Origin of the sequence: Rheinheimera maricola (assembly GCF_016918075.2) — a bacterium.
Lineage (GTDB): Bacteria > Pseudomonadota > Gammaproteobacteria > Enterobacterales > Alteromonadaceae > Alishewanella > Alishewanella maricola_A.
This window is the reverse complement of sequence record NZ_JAERPS020000003.1, coordinates 111669-129383: the sequence shown is the minus strand read 5'-3', so window position 1 is coordinate 129383 and position 17715 is coordinate 111669. Positions and strand designations below refer to the sequence as shown.

At 50.1% G+C, this 17715-nt stretch carries 17 protein-coding genes and 1 tRNA gene; 10 read left to right on the top strand and 8 right to left on the bottom strand.

Annotated elements, in window-relative coordinates:
• Nucleotides 1-105 precede the first annotated feature (105 nt).
• Entirely contained in the window at nt 106-1260 is a 1155-nt protein-coding gene (locus tag I4W93_RS09255) for a CmpA/NrtA family ABC transporter substrate-binding protein (protein WP_205311209.1), read from the bottom strand.
• Entirely contained in the window at nt 1257-1889 is a 633-nt protein-coding gene (locus I4W93_RS09250) for an ANTAR domain-containing response regulator (protein ID WP_205311210.1), read from the bottom strand. The genes I4W93_RS09255 and I4W93_RS09250 overlap by 4 nt, the downstream gene beginning before the upstream one ends.
• A 336-nt stretch (nt 1890-2225) precedes the next feature.
• On the opposite strand from I4W93_RS09250, the gene I4W93_RS09245 reads away from it, so the two are divergent.
• Nucleotides 2226-4910: a nitrate reductase gene (locus tag I4W93_RS09245; protein ID WP_205311211.1), complete on the top strand. Its 2685-nt coding sequence runs from the start codon at nt 2226-2228 to the stop codon at nt 4908-4910.
• Between the two features lie 2 nt (nt 4911-4912).
• The gene (gene cobA / locus I4W93_RS09240) at nt 4913-5710 is read left to right on the top strand and encodes a uroporphyrinogen-III C-methyltransferase (protein WP_205311212.1); all 798 of its coding nucleotides are present in this window, start codon (nt 4913-4915) and stop codon (nt 5708-5710) included.
• Nucleotides 5711-5760: 50 nt separating this feature from the next.
• On the opposite strand, the gene I4W93_RS09235 is transcribed toward cobA, so the two are convergent.
• The 3 genes from I4W93_RS09235 to I4W93_RS09225 all read right to left on the bottom strand — a co-directional run bounded on the left by I4W93_RS09235 (nt 5761) and on the right by I4W93_RS09225 (nt 8351).
• A tRNA-Val gene (locus I4W93_RS09235) sits at nt 5761-5837 on the bottom strand.
• A 141-nt stretch (nt 5838-5978) separates the two neighbouring features.
• Entirely contained in the window at nt 5979-6989 is a 1011-nt protein-coding gene (locus I4W93_RS09230; RefSeq protein WP_205311213.1) for a DUF3080 family protein, read from the bottom strand.
• A gap of 3 nt (nt 6990-6992) precedes the next feature.
• Entirely contained in the window at nt 6993-8351 is a 1359-nt protein-coding gene (locus I4W93_RS09225) for an MATE family efflux transporter (RefSeq protein WP_205311214.1), read from the bottom strand.
• Between the two features lie 60 nt (nt 8352-8411).
• On the opposite strand from I4W93_RS09225, the gene I4W93_RS09220 reads away from it, so the two are divergent.
• Nucleotides 8412-9041 carry a riboflavin synthase subunit alpha gene (locus I4W93_RS09220; RefSeq protein WP_205311215.1) on the top strand — a complete coding sequence of 210 codons (630 nt, stop codon included), beginning with the start codon at nt 8412-8414 and terminating at the stop codon, nt 9039-9041.
• Here the strand turns inward: I4W93_RS09220 and I4W93_RS09215 are convergent.
• Genes I4W93_RS09215 through I4W93_RS09205 form a run of 3 tightly spaced genes read right to left on the bottom strand, consistent with a single transcriptional unit; the run spans nt 9038 to nt 10934 of the window.
• Nucleotides 9038-9238 carry a CPXCG motif-containing cysteine-rich protein gene (locus tag I4W93_RS09215; protein ID WP_205311216.1) on the bottom strand — a complete coding sequence of 67 codons (201 nt, stop codon included), beginning with the start codon at nt 9236-9238 and terminating at the stop codon, nt 9038-9040. The genes I4W93_RS09220 and I4W93_RS09215 overlap by 4 nt on opposite strands.
• 23 nt (nt 9239-9261) lie before the next feature.
• Nucleotides 9262-10026: a pteridine reductase gene (locus I4W93_RS09210; protein WP_438646776.1), complete on the bottom strand. Its 765-nt coding sequence runs from the start codon at nt 10024-10026 to the stop codon at nt 9262-9264.
• Nucleotides 10027-10073: 47 nt separating this feature from the next.
• Complete coding sequence (locus tag I4W93_RS09205) at nt 10074-10934, bottom strand: fructosamine kinase family protein (protein WP_205311217.1); 861 nt, start codon at nt 10932-10934, stop codon at nt 10074-10076.
• Between the two features lie 137 nt (nt 10935-11071).
• Between I4W93_RS09205 and I4W93_RS09200 the strand changes: the two genes are divergently transcribed.
• The 7 genes from I4W93_RS09200 to rplT all read left to right on the top strand — a co-directional run bounded on the left by I4W93_RS09200 (nt 11072) and on the right by rplT (nt 17691).
• Nucleotides 11072-12565, top strand: a complete 1494-nt coding sequence (locus tag I4W93_RS09200; RefSeq protein ID WP_224673357.1) for a methyl-accepting chemotaxis protein — start codon at nt 11072-11074, stop codon at nt 12563-12565.
• Nucleotides 12566-12594: 29 nt separating this feature from the next.
• The gene (locus I4W93_RS20515) at nt 12595-13074 is read left to right on the top strand and encodes a DUF6436 domain-containing protein (protein WP_205311218.1); all 480 of its coding nucleotides are present in this window, start codon (nt 12595-12597) and stop codon (nt 13072-13074) included.
• Between the two features lie 14 nt (nt 13075-13088).
• Nucleotides 13089-14333, top strand: coding sequence for an EAL and HDOD domain-containing protein (locus tag I4W93_RS09190; protein ID WP_205311219.1), 1245 nt, complete (start codon nt 13089-13091; stop codon nt 14331-14333).
• A 200-nt stretch (nt 14334-14533) separates the two neighbouring features.
• Entirely contained in the window at nt 14534-16444 is a 1911-nt protein-coding gene (gene thrS, locus I4W93_RS09185; RefSeq protein ID WP_205311220.1) for a threonine--tRNA ligase, read from the top strand.
• 41 nt (nt 16445-16485) lie between these two features.
• Nucleotides 16486-17028, top strand: a complete 543-nt coding sequence (infC, locus tag I4W93_RS09180) for a translation initiation factor IF-3 (RefSeq protein ID WP_205311292.1) — start codon at nt 16486-16488, stop codon at nt 17026-17028.
• A gap of 88 nt (nt 17029-17116) precedes the next feature.
• Nucleotides 17117-17314, top strand: coding sequence for a 50S ribosomal protein L35 (rpmI, locus tag I4W93_RS09175; RefSeq protein WP_027672243.1), 198 nt, complete (start codon nt 17117-17119; stop codon nt 17312-17314).
• A 17-nt stretch (nt 17315-17331) separates the two neighbouring features.
• Entirely contained in the window at nt 17332-17691 is a 360-nt protein-coding gene (rplT, locus tag I4W93_RS09170; protein ID WP_205311221.1) for a 50S ribosomal protein L20, read from the top strand.
• The last annotated feature ends 24 nt before the right edge of the window (nt 17692-17715 follow it).

Sequence of the window (17715 nt, the reverse complement as noted above, 5' to 3'; positions counted from 1 at the left end):
ATTTTCAGTTGCTTAATCTTTTTCAGTAACTTGTTCTTGCAGTGTTCAGGCACAATAACGGTGCAATTTGCACCAGCATGGCTCTTGCTGCTGCGGTATAAAAAACTACTGCTGCAAACCAAACAACATACCATCAATAAAGCGGCTGCCGTGACCATCCGGTCCGGCATCGCCTTCCAGCCGCCAGTCGGTTGCCGGGGCGCTAAAGCCTAAGTTGGCAGCGACTTGACGGTATAGATCCGGCCGGTATACCTGTTGCAACAGCGGCTGATTAAGCGGCCCTTGCCATTGCTGCAGGTTGCGCATTTGCTGCAAGATAAAAGCAGCCTGCGAGCGCCACGGCATATTAAGCGCTGCGCCAAAAAACGCTTGCGGCACCGCCGGGTTAAACAAGCTAGCGTGGTTTAAACCACTGTCTGCCAGAGCTAAATACTGCGGCTGTGCCAGCCAGTGCCACAGCTGCGCGGTTTTATCGCTATTGCTTTGGATGTCCTGCAGCCAGTAGCAGGCTTGTAGCAGCGCAGTAAGTAAGGCCAGATAGCACTGCGGTTTGCTGTTAGCAAATTGCTGGCTTACGGCAAACACTTTTTCCTGCCAGTTATGCCACAGTTGATCACAACTGGTAACAATGCTGCCGTGGCCGCTTAACTGTGCCAGGCTGCTCCACGGCTCACCGACACAAAAGCCGTCGATAGCGCCGCTGGCCAGTTGTGCCGCCATGGCTGCAGGGGCTACGCCTATCACCTCTACCTGACGGGCGCAGATGCCGGCGGTGCTTAACCAGTAATGCAGCTGATAATGATGGCAGGAGTAAGGCGATACGGTAGCCAGGCGTAGTGGTTGCTGCGCTGATTGTAGCTGAAGTTGTTGTACCAGATACTGCTGCAGCGCCTTACCGCTGTCCAGCGGACAGGGTAGTAGCGTCGGGTCCAGATCCAATTGCTGCAATAAGCGCTTTGATAAGGTTATCGCATTGCCACCACTGCTCAGTACCAGCGCTGTAGTCATTGGCACGGCTGTCGCACCTAAGCCTAAGCTGGAGGCCAGCGGCAACGGTGCTATCATCTGGGCGCCGTCCAATACGCCAAAGGCGACTTTATCGCGGATACTGGCCCAGGACGCTTCGCGCTGCAGCGACACATTAAGCCCTTGTGCGGCGAACAATCCCAGCTCTTTGGCGACGATAAGCGGCGCCGCGTCCAGCAAGGGTACAAAGCCCAGGGTCAGGCTGTGTTGCTCAGGTTTATAACAGCTGGTCATAGTGCCTCCAGAATAGCGATAACATCTTTGGCGACATCGGCCATTTTTTGTTGCCGATCCATTGCCAGCTTGCGCAGGGTGCTAAAGGCTTTGGCTTCGTCCATTTGCTGCTTTTTCATCAGTAAACGCTTGGCTTTATCGATTAATTGCTGCTCTGCTAATTTGTTCTGGCTGCTGTGCAGCTGCTGGCGTAACTGCTGAAACTCATTAAAACGTGCTACCGCTACGTCGATAATCGGCTTGACCCGTTTTGCCGTTAAGCCATCGACAATATAGGCGCTGACACCTGCCTGAATGGCCAGCTTAATGCTGTCGGGTTTGTCATCGTGCCCGGCAAAAAATACGATAGGCCGTGGGTTATGCTGGCTTATTACCGTCATATGTTCCAGCGTATCGCGATCGGGCGAGTCCATATCAATAATAATAATGTCTGGCTGCAGCCGCTCGACGTGGTAGCGCAGCGCAGCAGTGCTGGTTAGCCGGCACACCACCTGATAGCCATGCTGCGCCAACGCCTGCTCTACCAGCAAAGCGCGGTCGGCTTCATCATCTACCAACATTACTGATAACGGCGTTTTGTCCACGATACTGCTGTCTGCCTTTAGCTCGGAATAAGGTGGGGGTAGCAAAAGCTGTTCCAGCCTAATGCATTTAGCACTATAGCTGGGCTGAGCGCGCTATGTGTTGCTTTAATCAGCAGCTCAGTGTTGGCGAAATGCGCTTATTTGGTGCAGTTTGCACTGTGCTAAAGCGCAGTGGCTAACTTGTACTGTAGTGGGTTTTCTCTAAGGTATTGATAATAAATAAAGTTATGGGTTGGCATTGTGCTTGCTAACTATTGAACGCACTAAGATGTAATAACAAAGCAATAGTTATACGAGCAATGGCGCTCGCTGTGTCTCCGGTTTTCTGGTCGGCGCAGCGGGCGCTTTTTTTTGCCTTTTTACCGGAGATGGCCCAAACGCATGAGTGACATTTTAACGACTTGCCCGTATTGCGGCGTCGGCTGCGGCATTCGCGCCAGCGCGGCAACTGAGGGCCCGGAGCAGACATTGCAGGGTGATAGCAGCCATCCGGCGAATTTTGGCCGGCTCTGTGTTAAAGGCAGTGCGCTGGCACAAACCTTAGCTGTCGACGGCCGTTTGCTGCAGCCGCAGGTTAACGGCGAGGAGTGCGACTGGCCAGCCGCTATTACTGCCGTTGCTGGGGGCTTACAGCAAACTATTGCTGAGCATGGCCCGGGCGCGGTGGCAATGTATCTGTCCGGCCAGTTGCTGACCGAAGATTACTATGTGGCGAATAAACTGATGAAAGGCTTTATCGGCAGTGCCCATGTCGATACTAACTCGCGTTTGTGTATGGCCTCTACCGTGGCCGGACATAAACGGGCTTTTGGCGCTGATGTGGTGCCAGGCTGCTATGACGATATTGAACAGGCGCGGTTGTTTGTGCTGGTCGGCGCCAATATGGCGTGGAACCATCCGATATTATTTCAGCGTATACAAGCGGTACTGCAAGCCAACCCCGACGCTAAGTTAGTAGTAATTGACCCACGGCGCAGTGCCAGCTGCGAAGCGGCACAGCTGCATTTAAAATTGCGGCCGGGCACGGATGTGTTGTTGTTTAATGGCTTGCTGAGTTTTCTGGCGCAGCAGGGCAAGCTGGATCAGCGCTTTATTAATTTACATACCGATGGTTTTGCAGAGGCGTTAGCCAGTGCGCAGTTGCAAGCGGCGACTGTTGAGCAGGTGGCCATTGGTTGTGATTTGCCCTCAGATCAGGTTTTGCAGTTTTACTGCTGGTTTGCTGCAGAAGCGCTTAGCCTGACGCTGTTTTCGCAAGGCGTAAATCAGGCCATTGACGGCACCGACAAAGTCAATGCCATTATTAACTGCCATCTGGCGACCGGCCGCATCGGCAAAGCTGGCTGTGGCCCGTTTTCGTTGACCGGTCAGCCCAATGCGATGGGCGGGCGCGAAGTAGGCGGCTTGGCCAATCAGTTGGCGGCGCATATCGATTACAGCAATAAAGCGCAGCAAGCCTTAGTTGGCGAATTCTGGCAGGCACCGAATTTGGTGCAGCAGCCGGGCTATAAGGCGGTAGAGCTGTTTGATGCCATTGAGCGCGGTGAAATTAAAGCCGTGTGGATCATGGCGACCAATCCGCTGGTCAGTATGCCGCAGGCCGATAAGGTAAAGGCGGCGCTGGCTAAATGCTCCTTGGTTATTGTCAGCGATATTTATCAGCATACCGATACACTGGCGCTGGCCAGTATTAAATTGCCGGCGTTGGGCTGGAGCGAGAAAGACGGTACGGTAACCAATTCTGAGCGGCGCATTTCGCGCCAGCGCGCATTGTGCCAACCGCCGGGGCAGGCTAAAGCCGACTGGCAAATTATCTGTGACGTTGCCCGCGCTATGGGCTTTAACTACGGCTTTGATTTTGCCAATGCCGGGCAGATTTTTGCTGAACATGCCGCGCTGTCTGGTTATCAGAATAACGGCGCGCGCGCCTTTAATATCTCAGCGCTGGCCGAGCTTAGCACTGAGCAGTACCAACAACTTAGGCCGATGCAGTGGCCGGTTACGGATAGCAAACCACGGGGTACGACGCGCTTATTTGCCGATGGCAAATTCTTTACCGCTAATGGCCGCGCGCAGTTTATTGCTGTGTGCCAACGTGCGTTTAACCAGGCAGCGCCGGCCACACCCTTATGGCTAAACAGCGGCCGCTTGCGCGACCAATGGCATAGCATGACCCGTACCGGTGAGGTCGCCAGCTTAATGCAGCATACGCCGGAGCCTTTTGTAACCTTGCACCCCGCGGATGCCGCTTTGTATGGCATTAATAACGGTGAGCTGGTGCAACTAAGTAATGCCAGCGGTCGTTTGTTGCTGCGCGCCGATGTCAGCGCCAGCCAGCGCCCCGGCGAGTTATTTATACCGATGCACTGGAGCGCGCAGTTTGCCAGCCAGGCGCGGGCGGATGTGCTGTTTGCCGCCGATACAGACCCCATCTCCGGCCAGCCGGCGTTAAAGCTCAGTCAGGTGGCACTGCGCCGTTTTACGCCGAAGTGGCAGGCCTTGCTCCTGACTAAACAACCGTTAACAGCGTCGCAACTGGCGCTTTTAAATCAACATTATCTGGCGCGGGTGCCGCTGGGTAACTGTCAGAGTTACCGGTTAGGTTGCACCGACGCGCTTGGCCCGCAGCAGCTGTTACAGCAACTGCAATTCATCTCCAGCCTGTTTTGTAGCGATAGCCAGCACAACAACGTAACAGCCTATCGCGCGGCGGCTATCGACAATAACCAGCTGCAGTGGCTGTTATTGGCTGGTCCGGCGCAACCTGCTGCCGATCAAAGCTGGCTGAACCAGCAGTTTAACGGCCCGTTAAGCGCGGACAGCCGCCGGCAATTGCTTAGCGGCCACGCCGGGCAGGGCAAGGCCGTGGATAACAGCGAGCTGATCTGCAGCTGCTTTAATGTGCGCAGCAAGGCGATATGCCAGGCCATTAACAATGGCGCTGACAGCACGGCTAAGCTGGGCAAGCAACTGCAGTGCGGTACCAATTGCGGCTCTTGTTTACCGGAGCTTAGCGCGCTGTTAAAGCGTCAACTTAGTCAAACTAACCTATTGCAAGGAGCTTAACCATGACGGCAATTAACTCTGTTGGCGCATCAGGGGCAGTGGCGCTGGTGGGCGCCGGGCCCGGTGCCGCTGATTTACTGACCCTGCGAGCGCTGAAGCTGATACAGCAAGCCGGCGTGGTAGTGTATGACCGGCTGGTAAGCGAAGAGGTGCTGGCACTTATTCCGCCCGATTGTCCGCGTTTTGATGTCGGCAAAAGCCGTGGCCACCACAGTATGTCGCAGGCAGAGATCGGTGCCTTATTAGTGCAACTGGCACAGCAGTGCGTAAAAGTCGTGCGGTTAAAAGGCGGCGATCCAGCGATTTTCGGTCGCTTAGCTGAAGAGCTGGATGCACTGGATAATGCCGGCATCAGTTGGCAAATCGTGCCGGGCATCAGTGCGGCCTCCGGCTGTGCCGCGGCCACCGGCATACCGCTGACAGAGCGTGGTATTGCGCAGCAACTGCGTTTTATCAGCGCGGTGGATAAAGACTGCAACACAACGCAGGACTGGGCCAGCCTGGCCAAGCCCGGCCAAACGCTGGTGTTCTATATGGGGCTAAATGCACTGAGTGAAATAAGCCAACAGCTGATAGCGCATGGCCTGGCGGCCGACTGGCCGCTGCTACTGGTGGAAAACGGCAGCCGACCAGCGCAGCGTCAGTTATTAACCACGCTGGCAGCAGCTGCCACGGCGGCCCAACATATGGCCCTGCAGTCACCATGCTTAATACTGGTAGGCGAGGTGGTTTTGCGCCAGCGTCAACTCGTTCCGCTGATGGCCCAGCTAAAGCAGCAATTGGGGTATTTAGCGGCGTGAAGTAACAACAAAAACGCCACCCGTAAGGTGGCGTTTTTGTTTGAATTTGTTGGTGCGTCCTAGTGGACTCGAACCACCGACCCCTACCATGTCAAGGTAGTGCTCTAACCAGCTGAGCTAAGGACGCACACTTTGGGTTGTTACCAGCTTAGCAGCACGGCGAACAACGGCGGCTATGTTATTGTGCCACTGCTATATTGGCAAGTGTTTTTATAGCTCTGGCGTGAGTTTGCTGCAATTTTCGCCGCTTTACTGCAGTACATCTAGCTTAGCCTTGCGGGGTAAGTTGTAGCGGGCAGTGGCGGTTCAGGCTTTGCCACCATGTTACATGTTGGCTAAGCTCGCGGCGCATTTGCTGATAATTGCCAGCAAAGCGTTGCTGTAGTGCAGGTTGTAGCGGCGTATCACGGTAAAGGGTTTCCAGCAGTGGCCAAAGTTGCTGCTGGTAACGTTCAAGATTAACCGTGTATTGCTGTACCTGGGCAATAAAGTATTTATTAAAAATATTACCGAGGATTTCCAGCTGCTGTTTATCCGGCCGTGGCTGACACAGTTGTTCGGGTTTAACGCTGGCAAGCATTAAATTAAGCTGCATTAGCTGATGGCTACTTAGCCGCAGGCTGTGTTGCAAGCGGCCGATAAAGTTGTATTGATACAACAGTTGCAGCTGTTGCTCTATGTCAACGGCGGCGGCTGCCTGCCAGTTTTGTTCGCCGATAAATTGTTGTAGCAAGCTAAGTTCAGTCAGTGCCTGCCAGGTTTCGCTTTGCCCGGCTACATCGCTTAGCGGCAGGCTGTCGCGTACGCCAAATAGCTGCTTGCGCAGTGTGTCATCGGTAAGCAACATATTATTAAACGCAATGTGCACGCTAGCTTGTTTGTGCTGATACACCTGTTGTAATTCACTGAGCAGGGCGCTGTTATCCCAACTTAAACTAAGGCAGCGTTGTAATTGGCTAAGAAAGCGTAGCTCGTAGCTCAGTTGTTTGCTGGCGCTGTACACCCGGCCCAGGCTGGAGTTACGCTCGCCAATTAGCGTATCCAGGCCGCAGCGGCGGGTGGTGAAGGTGTCTGTTAAGTCGAGGCGTAAATCTGGCAGGGCTTGCTTTATATCGCGCGGCTCAGCCAGTGCGGCCGCTGGCGGTACGGTAATGGCTGCCAGATCAGTATCCAGCACCCGGGCCAGGCGTTGTTGATAGTTTTTAAATACCTTATCGCCATTATTGCCGGAGCAGGCGAGCAGGCTAAGGGCCAGTAACGGCAGTAGCCATAGCTTCATGTTCTAAGCTGCCTCTTGTTCAAACCTGTGCAGTGTGCGTTTTAAGATAATAGCCAGTAGCACGGCGGCCACACTCAGGCCAGCGATAATGCCAATCCAGAAACCGTGTGCCCCCATCGGCGCTGCCAGCCAGTCAGTTAACCCTAATACGACACCCAAACCAAAACCGATTGGCCAATAGGCAATAAAGGTAATAAAGAATACCGGTTTGGTCACTTTCATACCGCGCAGCGCACAGGCCGACACCACCTGAATAGCGTCTGACACCTGATAAAAACAAGCTAGAATAAGCAAAGAGCCAGCCAGCGCCACCACAGAGGCATCGGGTGAATACAACGATGCGATACTGCCACGCAGCAGATAAGTAAAACTGGCAATGGCAAAAGACATTAATACCGCCAGCACTATGGCAGTAGATACGGCTTTTTTCAGCTCCAGTATGCTTTGCTGTCCGACTAAATGCCCCACCCGGATAGTGGTGGCCATGCCCAAACTTAGCGGCAGCATAAACACAATACCGCTGTAGTTTTGCGCAATTTGATGGCCGGCCACCATAATGGGGCCAAGATGCACGATGGCCAGCGGAATGCAGGCAAATAACGTCACTTCAAAAAAGATGGAAAACGCAATCGGCGTACCGATACAGATAATTTGCCAGATGTCTTTAAAGTGAACCCGGTAGCTGTCGGGGTGGGTGCGATAGCGCGCGGTACTGCGGCTAAACCAGCCGTAGATCAGCATGGCAATAAACATCGCCAGAAACACCAGCGCGGTAGCAATGCCACAACCGGCACCGCCCAGCGCGGGCATACCCAGCTTGCCGTAAATAAACACATAGTTAGCCGGAATATTCACTAAAATACCGACGAAGCTTATCCACATGCTGGCTTTAGTATTGCCGATACCTTCAAACATGCTACGCAGCACCATATAGCCAGCGGCAGGGAATAAACCAAAGCTAACGTAGTACAAATAATCCAGTGATTTTTGCCGCAGGGTTTCATCCATTTTTAACAAGTCTATCGGTACATGCACATACAGCATTAGTACAAATAGCATGGCCGCCAGCGCCATGGCCAGATACATAGTTTGCAAGGTAAAGTGCGTAACCGGTTTTACCTGCTTACTGCCGTAGTACTGCGCCACTATCGGCGTTAATGCCAGCAATAAGCCTTGCATAGTCATTACCACCGGAAACCATAAGCCGGAAGCAACAGCAATGGCTGCCATATCTACTGCGCTGTAACGGCCGGCCATAACTGTATCGACAAAGTACATTAGGGTTTGGGTTAGCTGCGCCAGCACTATGGGGCCGGAAAGTTTCAGGATGGTTCTGGCTTCGAAGCGGGAAAAAGGTAACATAGGCAAGTCTGTGAAATCAGCAGCGTGTATTGGCGCGCAATGTAGCACAATTGGGGGCTTATGTTTACCGGAATAGTTCAAACCAAAGCGCAGTTAACTGCAATTCGCGACGAAGCGGGTTTTCGGCAGTTAACGCTGCAACCCGGCGCGCAATATCTGCAAAATTTGTCCCGTGGTGCCAGCATAGCCATTAATGGCGTGTGTTTAACGGTAACCGATTTTGACAGCAGCGCCGGTTGGGTATGTTTTGATGTTATCGCAGAAACGCTTAGTAAAACCAACCTGGGCAATTTAAGCCCCGGCGATGCGGTTAACTTTGAACGCTCGCTTAGTTTTGGCAGTGAACTGGGCGGCCATATTGTATCGGGCCATATTCAAACTACGGCGACATTGACCGCGCTGGACAAAACAGCCAACAACTGTGCAATGCGTCTGACTTTAGCGCCAGAGCATATGCGTTATATTTTGAGCAAAGGCTTTATTGCCGTAGAAGGTTGCAGTCTAACGATAGGCGAAACCTATGCTGATGGCTTTAGCTTGTATTTAATTCCAGAAACGCTGGCCATTACTACGCTTGGCCAAAAACAGGTTGGCGACATGATTAATATCGAGCTGGACCAGCAAACGCAAACCATAGTGCAAACGGTAGAGCGCATTATGGCTGAACGCTTTACGCGGGATAAAACTTAGTAATACTGCTCATCGTCGGCATCAACAAACAACTGAATGCTATGATGCTGCTCGTCTTTGTGCACCCGCACATGGATAGGATTACAGCAGTTGCTGCAATCCTCTGTGTATTCCTGGTCGTCGTCTGTTACCTCAACCGTTAAATGCATTGGATGGCCACAAAACGGACATTGGATGGTTTGATGTAGTAAGCTCATAACCCCTCCGGGTACTGTTTTAGTCAGGCTTTGGCCGTGCCAGCGATACTGCGGCCACCATCGACAGTAATAATTTGGCCGCTAACATAGGGCGATTGCAACAAAAACAGCAAGGTGTTGGCAATATCGTCTGGCGTGCCCAACCGCTGCAGTGGTATTTGCGCAAGTATAGCGGCCTTATCTTGTTCCTGCAGGCTAACAGATTGCTCAGGTGGCCATAAAATAGCACCGGGCGCGATGCCGTTTACCCGTATTGTCGGTGCCAACTCTTGCGCCAGTGCCTTAGTCATCATCAACAATGCTGCCTTAGCCATGCAATACAAGCTGTGGCCAGACAGCGGTTTTTCGGCATGAATATCAACCATATTAATAATAACGCCACTGCGTTTACGCAGCTCAGGGGCTAAGGCCTGGCATAGAAAATACGGCGCTTTAACGTTAGAGCCAAATAAGTCCAGCCATTGGGCGTTGCTGGCAGAGTCAAGCGGGGTAGGATAAAAGCTGGAAGCATTGTTTACCAGTGCGTCAATGCGGTTAAAGCAGGCGATGGCGCTTGTTGCCAATTGCGCTATGTCTGTTTCGTCCAGTAAATTGGCGTGCAGCACGGCTGCGCTGTGTTGGCGTTGTTGATTCAGTGTTGTTGCTAGCGCATCGGCTTCAGGGCGGGAGCGATTACAATGAATTATAACGCGATAGCCCTGGCTGTGCAGCGTCTGAATCATCGCACGGCCCAGCCGTTTGGCACTGCCGGTAATGAAGACCACCGGTTGTTGTTGCATATCGTGCATAGTTATTCCGCAAAAATCAGTTTCGTGTGGCGGTTTGCCAGCCAGGGTCAATGAAACAGCTGTTTGATTAACTCCTGTGCTTGCACCAGATAAGCACCACGAAACAAGTAAGCATGGTTAAGGACGTGGTACAGATTATAAAGATCTTTGCGGTCACTGTATGCCTTATCCAGTGGATAAAGCTCTTGATAAACCTGATAGAAAGGCTCAGGAAAACGACCAAACAAGGTGGTATACGCTAAGTCTGTTTCACGGTCGCCATAATAGCAGGCCGGGTCGAATACTGCCGGGTTGTCGCCAACAAAACCAACATTACCACGCCATAAATCACCATGCAGTAAACTGGGGGCGGGTTGATAATGCTGCAGCCGTTGCCGGCATTGCTCTACTAGCTGATCAATATTGCCAAAGCCAAAGCCTTGTTCCAGCAACAGTTGCAGCAACCAGCCAATACGTTGCTCGGAAAAAAAACTGCTCCAATTGCTCTGCCATTTGTTTGGCTGCACAGTGGCACCAAGCATATTGTCCCAGTCAAAGCCGTACATCGCCTGATCGTGTTTTTTGTGTAACAACGCCAGTTGCTGGGCCAAATTGCGCCAACCTGCCTCCGTTTCACCTTGAAACGGTAGATATTGCAGCACTAAAAAGGCTTTATCCAGTGAATGGCCATTACAAATAACTTTAGGCACGGTAATACTTTGGGCTTGCTGCAATGCCTGTAAACTCAGCACTTCCGTATCAAACTGTTCAGCTTGCTCTCGCTGGTTAATTTTAACGAAAAAATGCTGACCGGCGCCGCTAATGTGCCAGGCAAGGTTAATACTACCGCCGCTTAGCTGTTGTTTCTGCTCCAGATAAAAATCAATATCGAGTTCACTGTTGATATGTTCTGCAATTGCCTGCCACATGTGTTGCCTCCTTTAACACTAAGATTGAAGTATGGCTGATAACGCAAAAAATTCACTGATCGGGAGCACGCTTCCAATACGTATAATGAGCAAAGCCGATGTTAAGGCTTATCCATATTCCCTTCAAGGTAGTTTCTATGACAGCACCCACAGCTCCATTTAGGCGTTCCGCCTACCAGATTATGCTGGCGATTAATATATTGCTTTTCATTGTATCGCTTGGTTTAGCCTGGATACATAATAGCTGGTTGGCTGCTTTTGCTGTCGGCTTGCCAACCGTTCTGATCCCGCCACTATTTTATAATATGCTCGGTGATCATGGTCTTAGTCGCATCAGCTATGGTGTGAGCTTTATGTTTTTCTCAGCACTACTCATTCATGCAACTGGCGGCATGCTGGAAATGCACTTTGCTATCTTTGTTTTACTGGCAGTACTTGTTGCCTTTCGTGACTATCTGGTGATTATTACTGCGGCGCTTACCATCGCCATTCATCATTTATTGTTCATGTATTTGCAAATGCAAGATGTCGGTGTGTATTTGGTACCAGTTGAAAGCCTGTCGTTAGGTATTATTCTGTTACATGCTTTGTTTGTGGTGGTTGAGTCTGTGGTGTTGGTGATTATTTCCAGGCAGAGTTTGCGTGAAGCGCAAGTGGGGCAGGCATTGTTTGATGCCACCGAAGCGTTGTTGAGTAAAGATAACAAAATTGTGTTAACCCATCGCTGTGATGATATTAAATCTCGGGTGATTAATAGCTTTAATTCTGTGCTGCATACTCTGCAAAACACTATACGAACTATCGATAGTGCCAGCGAGAAACTAAAACAAGATGCTGAGCAGTTGCTGCAAGATGGCAATCACTTGTCAGAAAGTATGGTTAAAAAACTGGCCGAGGTAGATAGAATTGCCGCTGCGACAGAGCAGATGTCACTAAGTATACGCGAAGTAACGCATTTGTCTGTGCAGGTGCTGGAAGCGGCTAAATTGGCCGAACAAGCGGCTACTGAAGGGCAGTATTCGGTAGCGTTAACAATTAAATCGGTTTCAGCATTGTCGAGTCAGCTTGGTAAAACCGGTGATAAAGTTAATGATGTGGCTAGGGCTACGGCGGATATCCGCAAAGTATTAGATGTTATTGAATCTATTGCTGAACAAACCAATTTACTGGCACTCAATGCCGCTATTGAAGCAGCTCGTGCCGGAGAGCAAGGTAGAGGCTTTGCAGTGGTAGCAGATGAGGTGCGAACTCTGGCATCAAGAACCCGAGGCTCAACCGACGAAATTAAAGCCATGATTGAACAGCTGGTCACCAATAGCAATGAGTCTGTTAGCGTTGTGCAGCGCAGCGTCGAGCAGTTAGATGACACCCGGCTGCATTCAGAACAAAGCGGGCAGAGGCTGGAACAAATTCTGCATCATGCCAAGCAGGTAGCTAAGTCCGCGGATATCATGTCTGACGCATTAAGGCAGCAAAGCACAGCCAGTGCCGAGGTCGCGCAGGGTGCTCAGCAAATAAGCAGTATGACCTCAGCACAAAATGAGCAAGGTCAAAGGGTGAGGCAAAGTGCTGAGCGGGTAGAGCAGATCACCCAGGTGTTGGCGATTGAGTCAGACAGGTTTGTTGTTTGAGTAACAAAGCTGTCAGGCTGCCACTGGCTGTGGTTATTTTTTTTTGCTGGATAGTACTATCATCAATATTGCTGTTTTATTTAGGTAATCGTCAAGTCGGTACCTTTGCTCCCAATCTTGATTGGGGTAGTTCAACGCTAGAGATCGAAGCGTTAGGTGTGCAGCCACAGAGTGGCTTTCAACTAGTGCATGTGTTTGAGAAGCACTGCGTGTGCAACAGGTGGGCCAAAGCACATATAACACAGTTGACTGAGGATTTAGTCCTGCCGACAAACAGCCAGTATTTTATTAATATAGAAAAGTTAAATGATGCAGGCTTTGTACTACCAGCAACTCCTGCGGTATTAATATTTTCTGCTGGCAGACTGATTTACGCCGGGCCTTATGCCAGTGGCGCTCATTGTGCAGTGGAAGATAGTTTGATTGCGCCTATACTTAAGAAGAAATTGATATTGCCTGGGCTGTGGCTTAACGGTAATGTTAACACTTGTCGTTGTATATTATCCTGATGCTGGAGAAGTACATGGTGCAACCGGACTCAAGTACCACCGGGACATTACAGGATGTGCAAAGCCTTTTCGCTGCTCAGCCTATTTTTGATCAAAATGATAATCGCGTGGCAGTAGAGCTACTGTACCGCAGTGATTGCGGTGTTACCGCACTTGAGCTGGGGGATAACCTGGCAACAACGGAAATTGTCTACAATTTGTGCAGTGGTGTGTCGGCACAAATTGCTCAGTACAATGCGCCGGTATTTATTAATGTCTGTGCTGATTTTCTGCTTTCAGGCAGTTTTCTACCACTAGAGCCGGACAAGGTGGTGATTGAGTTAGTTGAGCGGATTACGCCAACAGAGGAATTGGTTGCTAGTGTTGCTGAGTTAAAACGTCGTGGCTTTCGTTTTGCACTAGATGATTTTGAATTTACGCCAGCCTGGGAGCCGTTAATAGCACTGGCAGATATTATCAAAGTAGACATTTTAAACAGCTCTGTCGCCGCGGTGTTTAAGCAAAGAAAGCGGCTGGCGAAATTTGACCTGACCTGGCTGGCGGAGCGGGTTGAAACCACCGAGCAGTACCAACAGTATAAAATGATGGGCTTTGACCTGTTTCAAGGCTATTTTTTGGCGCGGCCCGAGTTAGTGATCGGCAAAAAAGTCCCGGTGGCGACGCTGAAGCTGGCACATCTGATAGACAGCTTGTTTCAGGCAGAGCCGGATATTGCAAAGCTTTCTGCACAGTTAAATGACGAACCGACATTGGTTATTGGTATGTTGCGTATTGCCAATAGCCCGCTGTACCGCAAAACCCGTGAGGTTAGCTCGGTAAAAGAACTTATCGTCCGACTGGGATTAGATGTCGTTAAGAAGTGGCTGCTAATGTTCGCGGTGCTGAATAACTGTTCGCCGGCTGCGGCCAGCTTAATTTTAACCCGTGCCTACACTACGCAGCAGTTGGCCGAGAGTTGGCAATTAGATGAAACACAGCAAAACCAATATTTCTTAACGGCACTGATTTCTGGCGTCGATGTCATGTTTGGTGTTTTACCGGCAGAGTTTGTGACTGGCCTAAATCTGGCTGAGCCAATCCGTGCGGCCATCATCCGTGGCGAGGGCGATGCAGCCAGAGCTGTGGAACTGGTGCGACGTATAGAACAGGCCTACTCGATGAAAATGTTGCCGGATGATGTCGACGAAAACTACTTTAGCTTTTACAATCAGCAGCAGTTTCAGGTCCAGGAAAAATTCCGCCTGTTTGGTGGTAGTTAGTCGTTTTCAGCCTGCAATTATGGCTTTTAGCGACGGATAACACCTGTTACTATAGCCGCCGAATTATTCAGCTTACTGCTGGCACCCTCTTATGACTTTTCGTGTAAGTCATTAACTGACGGTGTCAGAGTAAGATTCCAACCCCTTTGAATATAAACATGTGACCCTTGGTATGGGCCACCACTGTATAAGGATTTATCATGCCAGTTATTACTCTGCCAGATGGCAGCCAGCGCGCTTTTGATCATGCTGTTTCAGTTATGGATGTTGCCAAAGACATCGGCCCGGGCTTAGCCAAAGCCACCATCGCCGGTAAGGTGAATGGCCAGTTAGTTGATGCCTGTGACCCTATCACGACAGACTCAACCTTAAGCATTATTACCAGCAAAGATCAGGACGGCCTGGACATTATCCGCCACTCCTGCGCGCACTTATTAGGCCATGCCATTAAACAGCTGTGGCCCAATGTGAAAATGGCCATAGGTCCGGTAATTGATAACGGCTTTTACTATGACGTTGATTTAGATCAGCCGATTAGCAGCGACGATTTAGCTAAGCTTGAGCAGCGCATGCTGGAGCTGGCGAAAACCGAATACGACGTAATTAAGAAAAAGGTGAGCTGGCAAGAAGCTGTTGATACCTTTAAAGCTCGTGGCGAGAGCTACAAGCTGGAAATTCTTGAGCAAAACGTTAGCAAAGATGACCAGCCGGGTTTGTACCATCACGAAGAATACGTTGATATGTGCCGTGGCCCGCATGTGCCGAATATGCGTTTTTGCCAGCACTTTAAAATTATGAAAGTGGCCGGCGCCTATTGGCGCGGCGACTCAAAAAACAAAATGTTGCAGCGTGTATACGGCACTGCCTGGGCTGATAAAAAGCAGTTAGCGGCTTATTTGCTGCAGTTAGAAGAAGCGGAAAAGCGCGATCACCGTAAAATTGGTAAGGCGCTGGGCTTATTTCACTGGCAGGAAGAAGCCCCAGGTATGGTGTTCTGGCACAATGATGGCTGGACCATCTTCCGAGAGCTGGAAAGCTTTGTGCGTGAAAAGCTGGGCGAGTACGACTACGATGAAGTAAAAGGTCCGTTAATGATGGACCGCGTACTGTGGGAAAAATCCGGCCACTGGGAAAAGTACGCCGACAACATGTTTACTACCCAGTCTGAGCACCGCGAATATGCCATTAAGCCAATGAACTGCCCGGGCCATGTGCAGATATTTAACCAGGGTTTAAAATCATACCGCGATTTACCGCTACGTATGGCTGAGTTTGGTTGCTGCCACCGTAACGAGCCATCAGGCGGTTTGCACGGTTTAATGCGCGTACGCGGCTTTACTCAGGACGATGCACATATTTTCTGTACCGAAGATCAGGTGCAGGCTGAAGTGACCAAATGTATCCAGATGGTATTTGATACCTACAGCACCTTTGGTTTTAAAAACGTCGCGGTTAAACTGTCAACGCGACCAGCGCAGCGTATCGGTACCGATGAGATGTGGGACCGCGCAGAGCAGGGCTTAACCGAAGCATTAAAAGCCAACGATATCGCCTATGATTTACAGCCAGGTGAAGGCGCCTTTTACGGCCCGAAAATTGAATTCACCCTGCATGATTGTTTAGGTCGTGCCTGGCAGTGCGGTACCGTGCAGTTAGACTTTGCCTTACCGGGGCGGTTAGGTGCTACTTTTGTCGCTGAAAGCGGTGAAAAGCAAACGCCGGTTATGATCCACCGGGCTATTTTAGGTTCAATTGAGCGTTTTATCGGTATTTTAATTGAAGAATATGCCGGATTATTTCCAGCCTGGTTGGCACCAACTCAGGTGGTTGTAATGAATATTACCGATAATCAGGCCGAATATGTGCAGAATTTAGTAAAAACTTTCAAATCTCACGGTATTAGAGTCATAAGTGACTTGAGAAATGAGAAGATAGGCTTTAAAATCCGCGAGCACACGCTTAAGCGCATTCCTTACCTTGTTGTCGTTGGTGATAAAGAAATGGAAGCCGGTGATATTGCACTGAGAACGCGCAAGGGTGAAGACTTGGGTAAGATGTCTGTAGCAGCTTTTGTAGAAAAGCTAACCACAGAAATTAAAACCCGGGTGTAATCCAAGTTAAGCGATAAGAATAATTTTCGGAGGAACATACTATTAAAGTAGGAAAGAAGACATTACCTGCAAACCGTCCTAACAGGATCAATGAAGAAATTAACCTGCCAGAGGTACGGTTAATTGGTGTTGAAGGTGAGCAACTGGGTGTAGTAAGTATTGCTGAAGCCATTCGTTTGGCAGAAGAAGGCGGCGCCGATTTAGTAGAAATTAGCCCGACAGCCGAACCGCCAGTATGTAAGTTGATGGACTACGGTAAGTTCCTGTTCGAAAAGAGTAAAGCTCTTAAAGAGCAGAAGAAGAAGCAAAAGCAGATCCAGATTAAGGAAATAAAATTCCGGCCTGGAACTGATGAAGGCGATTACCAGGTAAAACTACGCAACCTGCGTCGCTTCATTGAAGAGGGTGACAAAGCTAAAGTAACGCTGCGCTATCGCGGTCGTGAAATGGCGCACACAGAGATCGGCATTGAGATGTTAAATCGGATTAAAGACGATTTATCTGACATTGCAATCTGCGAATCTTTCCCTTCACGGGTGGAAGGTCGTCAGATGATCATGATGCTGGCCCCAAATAAGAAGTAATAAGTGCTTTCAAGTGTAACCCCACACTGAAAAGGGTGGGGTTGACGCCTTATTATTCGTTGTAACTTAACAATGCGAGTTTTTAACTATGCCAAAGATGAAAACCAATAAAGGTGCTGCGAAGCGTTTCAAAAAAACCGCTTCTGGTAGCTTTAAACGTAAGCAATCACACCTTCGCCACATTTTGACGAAGAAGACCTCTAAGCGTAAGCGTCAGTTAGGTCCAAAAACCTTAGTCGCTAAAGTAGACATCGCCGGCTTAGTCCGCTGCATGCCGTACGCATAATTAATTAGGAGTCTGACATGCCAAGAGTTAAACGTGGTGTAACGGCGCGCGCGCGCCATAAGAAGGTATTAAACCAGGCCAAAGGTTACTACGGTGCCCGCAGTCGTGTTTATCGTGTTGCTTTCCAAGCCGTTATTAAAGCCGGCCAATATGCTTACCGTGACCGTCGTCAACGTAAGCGTCAGTTCCGTCAACTGTGGATCGCGCGTATTAACGCTGCGTCACGTATGAATGGTTTATCTTATAGCCGTTTCATTGATGGCCTGAAAAAAGCCTCAGTAGAAATCGACCGTAAGATTTTAGCTGACATCGCCGTGTACGACAAAGCAGCTTTCACTGCTTTAGTTGGCAAAGCGAAACAAGCCTTAGCAGCGTAATTTACTTTGCTATGAAAAAGCCAC